The organism is Sphingomonas kyeonggiensis (genome assembly GCF_014196745.1).
GTDB classification, from domain to species: domain Bacteria; phylum Pseudomonadota; class Alphaproteobacteria; order Sphingomonadales; family Sphingomonadaceae; genus Sphingomonas; species Sphingomonas kyeonggiensis.
This window is the reverse complement of sequence record NZ_JACIEH010000005.1, coordinates 79,672-92,933: the sequence shown is the minus strand read 5'-3', so window position 1 is coordinate 92,933 and position 13,262 is coordinate 79,672. Positions and strand designations below refer to the sequence as shown.

13 protein-coding genes are annotated in these 13,262 nt (G+C 68.7%); 8 read left to right on the top strand and 5 right to left on the bottom strand.

Annotation, left to right across the window (positions count from 1 at the left end; all coding sequences use genetic code 11):
- Positions 1-82 precede the first annotated feature (82 nt).
- The 7 genes from GGR46_RS23320 (at position 83) to GGR46_RS23290 (ending at position 6,854) form a co-directional block, all read left to right on the top strand.
- Entirely contained in the window at positions 83-919 is an 837-nt protein-coding gene (locus GGR46_RS23320) for an alpha/beta fold hydrolase (RefSeq protein WP_184000487.1), read from the top strand.
- A gap of 26 nt (positions 920-945) precedes the next feature.
- Positions 946-1,143: a DUF1427 family protein gene (locus GGR46_RS23315; protein WP_184000486.1), complete on the top strand. Its 198-nt coding sequence runs from the start codon at positions 946-948 to the stop codon at positions 1,141-1,143.
- 59 nt (positions 1,144-1,202) lie between these two features.
- Positions 1,203-3,077: an amidohydrolase gene (locus GGR46_RS23310; RefSeq protein WP_221262994.1), complete on the top strand. Its 1,875-nt coding sequence runs from the start codon at positions 1,203-1,205 to the stop codon at positions 3,075-3,077.
- A 150-nt stretch (positions 3,078-3,227) separates the two neighbouring features.
- Complete coding sequence (locus GGR46_RS23305) at positions 3,228-4,136, top strand: glyoxalase (protein ID WP_184000484.1); 909 nt, start codon at positions 3,228-3,230, stop codon at positions 4,134-4,136.
- A 3-nt stretch (positions 4,137-4,139) separates the two neighbouring features.
- Entirely contained in the window at positions 4,140-4,562 is a 423-nt protein-coding gene (locus tag GGR46_RS23300; RefSeq protein ID WP_184000483.1) for a DoxX family protein, read from the top strand.
- Between the two features lie 157 nt (positions 4,563-4,719).
- Positions 4,720-6,054, top strand: a complete 1,335-nt coding sequence (locus tag GGR46_RS23295) for an alginate export family protein (protein WP_343058326.1) — start codon at positions 4,720-4,722, stop codon at positions 6,052-6,054.
- A 101-nt stretch (positions 6,055-6,155) separates the two neighbouring features.
- A complete protein-coding gene (locus GGR46_RS23290; RefSeq protein WP_184000482.1) occupies positions 6,156-6,854 on the top strand; it encodes a YoaK family protein in 699 nt (232 codons plus the stop codon).
- Between the two features lie 69 nt (positions 6,855-6,923).
- On the opposite strand, the gene GGR46_RS23285 is transcribed toward GGR46_RS23290, so the two are convergent.
- Entirely contained in the window at positions 6,924-7,853 is a 930-nt protein-coding gene (locus GGR46_RS23285; protein WP_184000481.1) for a LysR substrate-binding domain-containing protein, read from the bottom strand.
- Positions 7,854-7,966: 113 nt separating this feature from the next.
- Here GGR46_RS23285 and GGR46_RS23280 point away from each other — a divergent pair, with 113 nt between their 5' ends.
- Positions 7,967-8,665 carry a pirin family protein gene (locus tag GGR46_RS23280; protein ID WP_184000480.1) on the top strand — a complete coding sequence of 233 codons (699 nt, stop codon included), beginning with the start codon at positions 7,967-7,969 and terminating at the stop codon, positions 8,663-8,665.
- 39 nt (positions 8,666-8,704) lie between these two features.
- Here GGR46_RS23280 and GGR46_RS23275 read toward each other — a convergent pair whose 3' ends face one another.
- From GGR46_RS23275 to GGR46_RS23260, 4 genes are read right to left on the bottom strand one after another with little or no spacing between them, the layout of a single operon-like run.
- The gene (locus GGR46_RS23275; protein ID WP_184000479.1) at positions 8,705-10,108 is read right to left on the bottom strand and encodes an efflux transporter outer membrane subunit; all 1,404 of its coding nucleotides are present in this window, start codon (positions 10,106-10,108) and stop codon (positions 8,705-8,707) included.
- Positions 10,101-11,006 (bottom strand): efflux RND transporter periplasmic adaptor subunit, encoded by a 906-nt coding sequence (locus GGR46_RS23270; protein WP_184000478.1) that lies wholly within the window; start codon positions 11,004-11,006, stop codon positions 10,101-10,103. Before GGR46_RS23270 ends, GGR46_RS23275 begins: the two co-directional genes overlap by 8 nt.
- On the bottom strand, positions 11,003-11,218 hold the full coding sequence (locus GGR46_RS23265; protein WP_184000477.1) for a DUF1656 domain-containing protein: 216 nt from the start codon (positions 11,216-11,218) through the stop codon (positions 11,003-11,005). The genes GGR46_RS23270 and GGR46_RS23265 overlap by 4 nt, the downstream gene beginning before the upstream one ends.
- Entirely contained in the window at positions 11,215-13,260 is a 2,046-nt protein-coding gene (locus GGR46_RS23260; RefSeq protein ID WP_184000476.1) for an FUSC family protein, read from the bottom strand. Before GGR46_RS23260 ends, GGR46_RS23265 begins: the two co-directional genes overlap by 4 nt.
- Between the last annotated feature and the right edge of the window lie 2 nt (positions 13,261-13,262).

Genomic DNA, 13,262 nt, shown 5'->3' with positions numbered 1-13,262 from the left:
TCCCCCGCGCGGCCGGGTTCGCCCCCCGGGCCCGGCCGCACCCCAGCCTTGCCCAATCCCCCGAAATTCCAAGGAAATTCCCATGAGCACCATCACCACCCAGGACGGCGTCGAGATCTTCTTCAAGGATTGGGGTCCCAAGGACGCCCAGCCGATCATGTTCCACCATGGCTGGCCGCTGTCGTCGGACGACTGGGACGCCCAGATGCTGTTCTTCCTGTCAAAGGGCTACCGGGTCGTCGCGCATGACCGCCGCGGCCATGGCCGCTCCGCCCAGGTCGATTTCGGCCATGACATGGCCCATTACGCCGCCGATGCCGCCGCGGTCGCCGAGCATCTCGACCTGCGCAACGCTATCCATATCGGCCACTCGACCGGTGGCGGCGAAGTCGCGGCCTATGTCGCCCGGCACGGCCAGCCCCAGGGCCGCGTCGCCAAGGCAGTCCTCGTTAGCGCGGTCCCGCCGATCATGCTGAAGACCGAAGCCTATCCGAACGGCCTGCCGATCGAAGTGTTCGACGGCCTGCGCAGCGCGCTGGCGGCGAACCGCGCCCAGTTCTTCCGCGATCTGCCCGCCGGCCCGTTCTACGGCTTCAACCGCCCCGGCGTGGAGACGATCGACGGCGTGGTCGACAATTGGTGGCGCCAGGGCATGATGGGCAGCGCGCTCGCCCATTATCAGGGCATCAAGGCCTTCTCCGAGACCGACCAGACCGACGACCTCAAGGCGATCACCGTGCCGACGCTCGTGCTGCACGGTGAGGACGACCAGATCGTGCCGTACAAGAATGCCGGCGTGCTCCAGGCCGAGATCCTGCCGAACGCGACGCTGAAGACCTATCCGGGCTTCTCGCACGGCATGCTGACGGTCAACGCGGACGTGCTGAACGCCGACCTGCTCGCCTTCATCCAGGCCTGATCGACGCAAGACGGAGGACGAACCCCATGAAAGCCTATCTTCTCTCGCTGGGTGCCGGTCTGCTGGTCGGCATCGTGTACAGCCTGCTCGGGGTTCGTTCTCCCGCCCCGCCGGTGATTGCCCTGATCGGGCTGGCGGGGATCCTCGCCGGCGAGCAGGTCGTCCCGCTCGCCAAGAAAATCACGGCGATGGCCGCTGTCCTCCGCACGGAAATCCGGCCATGAGCCCGATCTCCCGCCGCCAGGCGCTCGCCGGCGCCGCCGCTTCCACCGCCCTGTTCACCATGCCTGAGAGTTTCGCCATGACCGCCGCCCAAGACCTGATCCTCGTCAACGCCAAGGTGACCACGCTCGATCGCGAGAACCCGGTCGCCGACGCCGTGGCGATCCGCGACGGCAAGTTCCTCGCGGTCGGCACCGAGGGCGAGGTCCGCGCCGCCGCCGCGCCGAACGCGAAGGTGATCGACGCCAAGGGGCGCCGCCTGATCCCAGGCCTGATCGACAGCCACATCCACGTGATCCGCGGCGGGCTGAACTACAATATGGAGCTGCGCTGGGAGGGCGTGCCGACGCTGGCCGACGCCATGGCGATGTTGAAGAAGCAGGCCGAGAACACCCCGCCGCCGCAATGGGTGCGCGTGGTCGGCGGCTTCACCGAGCACCAGTTCGCCGAGAAGCGCCTGCCCACGCTCGACGAGATCAACGCCGCCGCGCCCGACACCCCCGTCTTCATCCTCCACCTCTATGATCGCGCGCTGCTCAACGCCGCGGCGCTGCGGGCGGTGGGCTATGACCGCAACACCCCGAACCCGCCGGGCGGCGAGATCCTGCGCGATGCCCAGGGCAACCCTACTGGGCTCCTGTTGGCCCAGCCCAACGCGACGATCCTCTATGCGACGCTCGCCAAGGGGCCGAAGCTGCCCCCCGAATACCAGCTCAACTCGACCAAGCACTTCATGCGCGAACTCAACTCGCTTGGCGTCACCAGCGTGATCGACGCGGGCGGCGGCTCGCAGAACTACCCCGACGATTACGAGATCGTCGAGAAGCTCCACAAGGACGGCGATCTCACCCTGCGCATCGCCTACAACCTGTTCACCCAGAAGCCGAAGGAAGAGCTGAAGGACTTCGCCAGCTGGTCGACTCAGATCCGCCCGGGCGACGGCGACGACACCTATCGCCACAATGGCGCGGGCGAGATGCTGGTCTACTCGGCCGCCGACTTCGAGGATTTCCGCCAGCCCCGGCCGGACATGGCGCCGGAGATGGAGGGCGATCTCGAGCCGGTGATCCGCCTGCTCGCCGAGCGCCGCTGGCCGTGGCGGATGCACGCCACCTATGACCAGACGATCAGCCGAGCCCTGGACGTGTTCGAGAAGGTCAATCGCGACATCCCGTTGAAGGGCCTCAACTGGTTCTTCGACCATGCCGAGACGATCAGCGAACGCAATATCGACCGGGTTGCGGCACTCGGCGGCGGCATCGCCGTGCAGCACCGCATGGCCTTCCAGGGCGAGTATTTCGTCGAGCGCTATGGCGCCAAGGCGGCCGAGGCGACGCCGCCGATCAAGCGGATGATGGATGCCGGCGTGCCGGTGGGGGCGGGGACCGATGCCACCCGCGTCGCCAGCTACAATCCCTGGGTGTCGCTGAGCTGGCTGGTCACTTCGAAGACGGTCGGCGGGCTGGCGCTCTATCCGGTCCGCAACCGGCTCGACCGCGAGACGGCGCTGCGCCTATGGACCGAGAAGAACACCTGGTTCTCGAACGAGATCGGCAAGAAGGGTCAGATCAAGGCCGGCCAGCTCGCCGACCTGGCGCTGCTCTCCGACGATTACTTCGCCGTGCCCGAGGACGAGATCGCCCATCTCCGCGCGGTGCTCACCGTACTCGGCGGCAAGGTGGTGTACGGGGAGGGGGACTTCGGCCCGCTCGCACCCAAGGCGCCCAAGGCGATGCCCGACTGGTCGCCGGTGGCGACGTTCGGCGGCTATTATCGCCGCGACGAGCACGCCAAGAAGTTCGCCGCCGCCTGCGCCTGTCACTCAGCCTGCAACGTCCATGGCCATGACCATGCCGCGGCGCTCGGTGCCAAGGTCCCTGCCGCCGACGTCCAGAGCTTCTGGGGCGCACTCGGCTGCGGCTGCTGGGCCGTCTGATCCCATGCGCCGGTCCTTCCGTGGAGGAGGGACCGGCGATCATTCGAAAATATGGAACGTAATCGTCGATCTTATTCGGATCGATGGAGGGAGTCCTGCGGCCTAAACATGTGTTCGCAACACAGCCCCTTCCAACCCGGAGCACCCGCCATGACCCGTTTCACCCTGATGATCGCCACCTCACTGGTCACAGTCTCCCCCGTCACCGGCTTCGCCCAGCAGGCCCCCAGGGCGGCCGCCACCGCCGACCACGCGATCGGCCCGGAATATGACTCCACCCATGTCTATGTCGCGCCAGAGGATTTCGACCGCTTCGTCACCAGCGTGACCGCCACCTTCGGCGGCACCGCGACCACGAAGGGCGTGTTCCAGGTCACCCCGACCACCAGCCAGACCAACTCGCAGCTCGTCCTCACGCCCGTAGGCATCCTGTCGGTGTTCGGCTTCGTCACCCCGGTGCCCTATCCGTTCGGCGCCGAGCGCACCGGCTATCTGGTCGACGACATCGACGCCGCGGTCACCTCCGCGGTGAAGCATGGCGCCAGCCGGCTGCTCACCACCTTCCCGGATCCGATCGGCCGCGACGTGGTCGTGCAATGGCCGGGCGGCGTGAACATGCAGCTCTACTGGCACACCACCAAGCCGCATTATGCCCCGCTCGCCACCGTGCCGGAGAACCGCATCTACCTGACCGCGGACTCGGCGAACGCTTTCCTCAAGAGCTGGAGCGGCTATGCGCACGCCAAGCTGGTGTCGGACGACAAGGCCGCGCCGGGCGTCGAGATCGGCCAGCCGGGCAAGACCTATCGCCGCGTCCGCCTTACCTCGGGCTATGGCAAGATGACGGTGATGGTGTCGGACGGGCAGCTGCCCTGGCCCTATGGCCGCGACATGACCGGTTATGAGGTGTCGAGCCTCACCGTCACGCTCGACAAGGCCAAATCGGCTGGTGTCGAGACCCTGGTGCCGGCGCACCGCGAAGGCGACCGCGATGCCGCGATCGTCCGTTTCCCCGGCGGTTACATCGCCGAGATCCACGCCGCTGCCGCGAAGAACTGAGCGATGAGCACGCCCCGCTTCATCGACGCCATTCTCGATTGGCACCCCACCTGGTTCCTCGCCCGGCTCGCGCTAAGCGGCGCCTATCTGCTGGGCGGGGTGGTCAAGCTGACCGACTGGCACGGCGCCGTCGCCGAGCAGGCCCATTTCGGCATGCAGCCGGCGGCGCTCTGGGCAGCGCTGACCATCGCGGTCGAGCTGACCGGCCCCGCGCTGATCCTGAGCGGCCGGCTGGTCTGGCTGGGGGCAGGGATGCTGGGCGTGTTCACCCTGTTCGCGGCAATCACGGCCAATGCCTTCTGGACGATGGCCCCGGGCAGCGCCGAGCGCTTTGGTGCGACCAACGCGTTCTTCGAGCATCTCGGCCTGATCGGCGGCTTCGTGCTGGTGGCGCTGGTCGCCGAGCGGGAGCGGCGGCGTGGGTAGGCTTGCTACAATCCTCCCCCGGAGGGGGAGGGGGACCAGCGAAGCTGGTGGAGGGGTAATCTCCACGGGCGGCAAAGCTTGTGGCGCGCTACCCCTCCACCACCAGCTTCGCTGGCGGTCCCCCTCCCCCTCCGGGGGAGGAATAGGGTGCGCTCTTGTGCTGTTGCTCCTCACCATCACCCCTGCCGCCGCCCAGAACCATGAACCCTGGCAGGCCCCGACCCTCAGCATCACCCGCTATGACGAGGACTGGTCCGACCTTCAGGACGCGGAAAAGCGTGCCCATCACTGGACCGGCCCGTTCAAGTACATCCCGCTCGGCGACGATGCATGGCTCTCCACCGGCATCGAGCTGCGCGCGCGGAACGAGAACTACCGCGACAATCTCTGGGGTGGGGCTGATGCGCCCGACGATGGCTATGTCTGGCTGCGCGCGCTGCCCTATGCCGATCTCCATGTCGGCCGGGCCCGTGCCTTCGTCCAGCCGATCGTCGCCTATGCGGCGAGCGTGGCGCCGGCGGCGGGACCGGTAGACCAGACGCGCGTCGACCTGCTGCAGGGTTTCGGCGAAGTCGATCTCGGCCCGGTGACCTTGCGCGCCGGGCGCCAGATGCTGTCGCTCGGCACCGAGCGGCTGGTCGGCACCCGCTATGGCCCCAATGTGCCGCTCGCATTCGACGGTGCCCGCGCCGATGTCACGCTCGGCAAGGCGCAGGTCAGCCTGCTCGCGGTGCGCCCGGTCCAGCCTGGCCCGCACAGCTTCGACGACCGCACTTCGGATACCAAATCGCTCTGGGGCGCCTATGCGGTGCTGCCGGGGATCGACCTCTATTATCTCGGCTATCGCAACGATCTGGCCCGGTTCGGAGGCGTGTCCGGCGGCGAGACCCGCCACAGCTTCGGGGTGCGGGCGCATGGCATGCGCGACGACTGGCACTGGAACGTCGAGGGCGTCGCGCAGCTCGGCCGCTTCGCCGACCAGCGGATCCGCGCCTGGACTCTGGGTACCGAAATCGGCCGCAGCTTTCCGGACGCGCCCTTCGCCCCCGACGCGACCTTGCGCTTCAACATCGTCAGCGGCGACGGCAGGCCTGGAGACGGGACACTGGGCACGTTCAACGCGCTGTTCCCCAAGGGCAAGTATTTCGGCGAGCTCTCGCCGGTCGGCCCGACCAACATCGTCAACCTCAACCCGCGGGTGAGCGCCAGCCTGGGCAAGACCGTCTCGGCCAGCCTCGCCGCCATGGCCTATTGGCGCTACAGCCGCCGCGACGGCGTGTACGACATCCCCGGCAACCTGATCAGCGCGCCCGGCGCCAGCAACGCCCGCTTCATCGGCAAGGAAGCCGAGGCGACGATCGCCTGGCAGGCCACGCCCGAGCTCGAGCTGTCCGCCTCGCTCTCCGCCTTCGTGCCGGGCCGGTTCATCCGCGATACCGGCCCGGCCAGGACGATCACGATGCTCGGGCTGGAGGCCAATTTCCGCTTCTGACGATCGTTCGACAATCTCGAACATTCCCGATCATTTAATTCGGATACCTTGAGATGGCGCTGCTTCCTAGGGTTTCCAGGCAATTCAAAGGGAGCCCCTCCATGTCCGCCACCAAATCCTCCTCGCCGCTGCCCTGGCTGCTGCTGCTGCTCTCCGTCACCACCGGCCTGGTCGATGCGATCAGCGTGCTCGGGCTGGGCAAGGTGTTCACCGCCAACATGACCGGCAACATCGTGTTCCTCGGCTTTGCGGCCGCGGGCACGCCGGGCTTCCGCGTCGCGCCGTTCCTTGCCGCGATCGCCGCCTTCCTGGTCGGTGCGCTGATCGCCGGGCGGATCGGCAAGCATCACGCAGGCCTGCCGCTCGGCCGCTGGCTGATCCTCGCGGCTCTGGTCGAGGCAGCATTGCTGTGGATCGCCGCGGGCGTCTCGATCGGCTTCGACATCCCCAGCCAGTCGCCCAGCGCCAGCGTGTTCGCGATCATCGCCCTTACCGGCGTGGCGATGGGCTTCCGCAACGCGACGATCCGCCAGCTCAAGGTGCCCGATCTCACCACCACCGTGCTCACGCTCACGCTCACCGGCCTGGCCGCGGACTCGCACTTCGCCGGCGGCAGCAATCCCAACTGGCCGCGCCGCATCGCCAGCGTGGCGGCGATCTTCCTCGGCGCGGCGCTCGGCGCCTGGCTGGTCAACCGCCACGGGCTCACCGTGCCGCTGATCCTCGCCGGTGCGCTCGTCCTGGCCGGCACTGCCGCCTGTGCGCTCCACCCCACGGCGCGCGAACCGCTGGGCGGCTGAGCCCCATCGCTTGTAAGGCAGGAGCAGCCGGTCCCCTGGGCCGGTTGCTCCTCGATTCTGCAGAAGAGCCTAAACGTCGGTCATCCCGGCCAGCTCGGCGTCATGCGCGCCCAGCGTGACGAACTGATCGAGCAGCCAGGACGCTGCCGGCCCCGGCGGAGTGTCGCGCCGCCAGATGCCCGAGAAGCGATAGGTGCCGCCGACATGATCGGGCATGGCCAACCGCACCAGGGTGCCCGCGACCAGGTCGGCCTCGATCATCGGCAGCGGCATGTTGCCCCAGCCGATCCCCTCGCGAAGCAGCGCGTGCTTGGCGCCCAGATCGGCGAGGCGCCAGGTCTTGGTGCTGGTGACCGAGAAGTCCTGCCCCTCGGTGAAGCGCGAACGGTCGGTCAGCACCAGCTGGGTGTAGTTGCGCCCGGCACCCGGCTGGATGATCTCCATTCGGCCGAGCGGATGATCCGGCGCCGCCACCGGCACCATCGGCACCGATCCCGCGATCATGCTCTCGATCCCCTCGACGCCGGCCGACAGCGGCCCGGAAATGCCGATCGACGCCTCCTGGTCGAGCACCAGCGCGGTGATCGCCCCCAGCGCCTCGACATGCAGGCGCAGCTGCACCGTCGGATATTCGCGGGCGAAGGCGCGCAGCACTTTCCCCAGCCGCTCTGCCGGCAGCATCACGTCCACCGCCAGGCTCACTTCCGCCTCGAGCCCGTCGAGCAGTCCCTTCACCTTGGCACGCAGCCCGTCCATCCCGTCCGAGATGTTCCGCGCCTCGGCGAGCAGCGCCCTGCCGGCGACGGTGAGCTGCGGCTTGCGCGTGCCCTCGCGGTCGAACAGCATCACGCCCAGCTGCGCCTCGAGATTGGCGATGCCGTAGCTGATCACCGAAACCGCCCGGTTGAGCTTGCGTCCAGCTCCCGCGAAGCTGCCCGTGTCGACGATCGTCAGGAAGATGCGCAGCTGATCGAAGGTCGGCGTGCCCGGGTTGTTCACTATTCTATTTCCTCGAACGTTTCGGCGGATTTTATCCCTCTGAACGAGAAAGTCCGCAAGCACTAGATCCACTCCCACAAGGGCGGTCGCTTCCGCCCTCACGGAGACACAAGATGATCGAACTTCGCCCTTTCGACAGCCTCGGCGGTGCCAATCACGGCTGGCTCGATGCCAAGCACCATTTCTCGTTCGCCGGCTATCATGATCCCGCCCGCATGCACTGGGGCAATCTGCGCGTCTGGAACGACGACACGATCGCACCGCAGACCGGCTTCCCGCCGCACCCGCACCGCGACATGGAGATCATCACCTATGTCCGCGAGGGCGCGATCACCCACCAGGACAATCTGGGCAACAAGGGCCGCACCGAGGCGGGCGACGTTCAGGTGATGAGCGCAGGCACCGGCATCCGCCACTCGGAGTACAACCTCGAGGACGTGACCACCCGGATCTTCCAGATCTGGATCGTGCCGACCCGCGACGGCGAGGCCCCCAGCTGGGGCGCCAAGCCCTTCCCCAAGGGCGATCGCTCGGGCCATTTCGTCACCCTGGCCTCGGGCTACGAGAACGACAATGACGCGCTGCCGATCCGCACCGATGCGCGGGTGGTGGGTGCCACGCTCAAGGCCGGCGAGACCGCCGAATATGCGCTGGGCGCGGACCGCAAGGCCTATCTCGTCCCTGCCAGCGGCGCGATCGAGATCGACGGCATCCGGGTCAATGCCCGGGACGGCGCGGCGATCAGCGACCTCGCGGTGCTGAAGGTCACTGCGCTCGAGGACGCCGAGATCGTCCTGGTCGACGCGGCCTGAACCCTGGAGTGCGCGGCGAGCGATCGCCGCGCACTTCGCTTATTCCCAGCCGCCGCCCAGGCTGAGGAACACTGCCAGCTGGTCGTCGAGCAGCTGCGCCCGTGCTGCCGCGCTGGTGACCTCGGCACTCGCATAGCTGCGCTGCGCGTCGAGCAGCGACAGGAAGTCGCCGCGACCGAAGCGGAACAGCTTGTGCGCCTGTGCCGCCGATTGCGCCGCGCTGCCGCTCGCCTTGGCCAGGGCATCGGCTTTCTGGGCATCGCGGCGATAGGTCTCGAGCGCGGTCTCGGTCTGGCGCAGCGCCTCGAGCACGGTGCCGTCGAACCCGGCGAGGTCGGCCTGGACCTGGGCATCGGCCTGGGCGATCCGCGCCTTCACCACGGGCCGGTTCGGGAAGGACCAACTGAGCAGAGGCCCCAGGCTGAACCCGAACGACGTGCCTCCGCCAATGTCCTTGAGCGGCCCGGACAGGCCCAGCGACCCGCCGATGCTCACCTGCGGATAGAGCGCGGCGGTGGCGACACCCAGCCGCGCGGTGTCGCCGGCGATCTTGCGCTCGGCCTGGCGGATGTCGGGCCGGCGGCGGATCAGCGCGGCGCCGTCGCCGGTCGGCAGCGGATTGCGCAGGCTCGGCAGCACGGCGCAGTCGGCGACTTCGCGCGGATAATCCGCTGGCGGCTTTCCGAGCAGGGTCGCGAGCAGATAGAGCGCGGACTGGCGCTGGCCCTCGAAGGCGGGCAGGGCCGCCTCACTGGTCTGGACCGCCACTTGCGCGCGGCTGACGTCGAACGCGGTGCCGCGCCCGCCACGGAACAGCCGCTGCGTCGCGGTCAGCGTGTCGCGCTGGAGCGCCACCACCTTGCGATTGACCCCGAGCAGGTAATTGGCGGCGCAGACCCGGCCATAGGCGCGGGCGGTCGCGGCGGCGACGCTGACGCGGACATAGTCGCGCGCGGCTTCCACTGCGTCGACATCGGCCTGTCCGGCCTCGATCGCGCGGCGAAGGCGTCCGTTGAGGTCGATCGGATAGGAGGCGCTGATCCCGAAATTATAGGCGACAGTGCCGGGCAGGTCGGTGCCGGTCCCAGAGGGGCGGGCGAGCGTGGTGCCTCCCGAGATGCCGGTCGTCACGTCACGCCCGGCATCGGCCTCGCGCAGCACCGCCTCGGCGCGCACCAGATTGGCCTGGGCGACGCGCAGATCCGTATTGGCCGACAGCGCCTGCTCGATCAGCCCGTCGAGCTGGGGGTCGGCATAGAGCCGCCACCAGTGATCGGGCAGCGGCGCTGTGCCGTCGATGCCGGGACCGACCGCCGAGAGGAACGGGCCGGTAGCGCTCGGTGCGGTTGCTGCCGAGGTCTCGGGGGGATGATAGTCGGGGCCGGCGGCGGCGCAGGCGGCCAAGGCGAGCGCGAGCAGCGAGGCGGCGAGCGGCTTACGCATGGTGGCACGCCACCGGCTGCTTGGCCTTGGGATCGGCCGGCTGGACGGTCACGGTTGCCGTCCGGCCCGCGATCAGCCGCATGTCCGCCGGCACCTTGTCGAGCCGCACGCGCACCGGGATGCGCTGGGCGAGCCGCACCCAGGAGAAGGTCGGCTGGACGGTGGGCAGCAGGTTGCCGCTGTCGCTGCGGGTCGAATCGTTGATGCCATAGGCGATGCTGTCAACATGGCCGGTCAGATCGCTGCTCTCGCCCATCAGTCGCACCTGCACCGGGGCGCCCAGGCAGACGAGCGGCAGCTTCGTCTCCTCGAAATAGCCTTCGATCCGCAGGCTGTCGCGGTCGATCAGTGCCATCGCCTGCTTGCCGGCGGAGACATAGTCGCCCGGATGCAGGTCGAGATTGGTGACGACGCCGTTGACCGAGGCATGGACCTGGGTGCGCCGCAAGTCGAGCGCGGCGGCGTTGCGCGCACTGATCGCCTGGGCGAGCGCGGCTTCGGCGGTGGAGACCGCGGCGACATTCTGCTCGTGCGCCTCGGTCGCGACCAGGTCGCCGAGCGCCAGGTCGCGCCGCGAGGTCCGCCGGGCCTGGGCCAGCGTCGCCCTGGCGCTCGCCACCCGGGCATTGGCCTGTTCGAGTGCAAGCGCATAGCGCGGCGTGTCGATCACGAAGAGCAGGTCGCCCGCCTTGACCGGCTGGTTGTCGTGCACCGCGACCGTGGTGATCAGCCCGCCGATATCGGGGGTCACCCGCACCACGTCGGCGCGTACCCGTCCGTCGCGCGTCCAGGGGCTGCGTTCATAATGGTTCCACATCCACACCGCCACGGCGATCGCGGCAAGGACGATGACGATGGTGGCGGCGCTGCGCGCCAGCGGGAGGGCGAAACGTTTCATAGACGCAATCCAAAGAACGGGACGAGAAAGGCGAGCAGCCCGAGGCTCAGCACGAACAGGCTGAGATCGACGAGCGCGCGATAAGCGACGAAGCGGTAGAGCCCGAAGGCACCGATCAGCCGGGTGAGCACGAAACTGAGCGCAAGGGCGCCGAGCGCGAGGACGAACAGCGTCGGCAGGTAGACGCCGTCCAGCGAGACTTCGCCGATCATGCGGCCCTCCGGTAACTATCGGCTTCGGGGAAAAGGTTGCGGCGCAGGCTCACCAGCCCGAGCGTGCCTTCGCGGCGAACCGCCGGCTGGGGGTTGTCGGCGATGGCGGCGATGGCATGGTCGATGCCGTCGAGCAGGGCAGGGGCCGCGGGGGGCGGTGCATCGGGATCGAGCCGGCGGTAGTAGTCGGCGACCCCGGCGAGCACCTCGGTCAGCGGCGCCGCCTGATCGGCGGGCAGGTCCAGTCGCAACTGGCGCAGCTCGCCGATCGCCACGCCGGTGCGCAGGTCGCGCAGGGCATCGTAGAGCGGGCGCCCGCCGTCCTGGCCGATCGCGGCGAGGCGTGGGGCGAGCAGCCCGATCCGGTCGAGCATCCGGTTGATCCAGCCGCGCACATCGGGCGCGCGCATCAGGTTGGCGCGCTGGGCGATATCGGCCCAGCCGGCGCGGATGGTGCGGCGGATCGCGTGATGGGCGCCGGCGGCCTGCATCAGCGCGGTCATCACGATCGCGAACCAGGTGCCGACCAGCTGCGCGATCGAGCCATTGGCATAGGCGGCGAAGTCGCTGGTCTGGGTCGCGGCGATCAGCGCGGGGCTGCCCATGCCCATCATCGTCGGCAGGGCGATCCCGCCATAGCGTGGCGAGGCCATCAGCGCGCCGCCGATCAGCAGCACCGGTGCCAGCGCGGCGGCGAGCATCCAGAAGCCGTCGAGCAGCGGGAAGACGGCAAAGCCGTAGATAGCGCCTAGGACCGTGGCGATCAGCGTGCCGATCATGAACGCCTTGAGCGGCCCCAGCGCATTGTCGAAGGCCGAGAAAAGCGCGAGGAACACGCCGGCGAGCATCACTGCGGTCGAACCGTCGCTCCAGCCGCTGCCGATCCACAGCGCGCAGCCGAGCACGATCGTGATGAAGGCGCCAAACGCGCCGCGCGCGGCGCCGGCATAGTCGCGGTGCAGCTCGCGGTTGCGACGACCGCCGAGCAGCTCGGCGACGCGCGGGGTGACCGGTTGGCGGCTATGGGTGATCAGCTGGTCGCGCAGGTCGCGGCAGTCGCGGTGCACGGCGATCAGTGCGCTCAGCCGGGCGAGCAGGCTCAAGCGGAGCATTTCGGTCCATCCGGTCTCGGGCCCGGCTTCCGGCTCCAGCGCTGCGCAGCGTGCCATCAGTGCTTCCGCGCTTGCGGTGCGCTCGGCGAGGTCGGCTTCCGGCGCGGCGAGCCAGGCGCGGCTGTCCTCGATCAAACCGGCGACTTCGGGCGAGACGGTGCCGCCGCTGGTCTGGAAGGTCTCGAGCCGGTCCTGCACCGCGGCGCCGAGCGGGAGCAGCATCGAGAGCTGGTCCTGCAGGGCGCGGACGGTGCGCACGCGCGGGGCGAGGCGCGAGGGGTCGAAGGGCAGGTGGATCGAGAGCTGGTGCAGCTCGGTCACGTCGAGCGCGAGGCGGCGGCGCTCGGCCTCCAGTTCGGGCCCGGGATGGGGGGAGATCGCGTCGCGCGACCAGCGCTCGGCATCGCCCAGCATGGTGTCGACGCGCGAGAGCAGCAGCCGGCTGATCGATCCGGGCAGCACCACGCCGTGGACCAGGCTGCTGCACAGGATGCCGATGCCGATCTCCTGGACGCGCAGGATCGCGACGGTGAAGATCTCACCCGGCGCATCGACGCTCGGCAGCGCGATGATGCAGGCGCTATAGCCGGCGAGGACGAACATATAGGCGCGCGGCGTGCGGTCGAGCAGCGAGACGAACACGCAGATCGCCAGCCAGCTCGCGATCGCCAGGGTGAGCAGCTCGGGTGCGTTGACGAGCGGCGGCACCATGGCAATCGCGGCCACGCCGCCGACGAACGTGCCGATCAGGCGGAACAGCGCCTTGGAGATCACCGCGCCGGCCAGCGGCTGGGCAACGATGAACGAAGTGAGGAATGCCCAATAGGGCCGCTCGAGCCCGATGCTCAGCGACACGTAAAGCGCGAGCATCGCCGCGACATAGCACTTCACCGCGAACAACGCGGTCGGGAGCCCGAACTTCTGGCCCATGG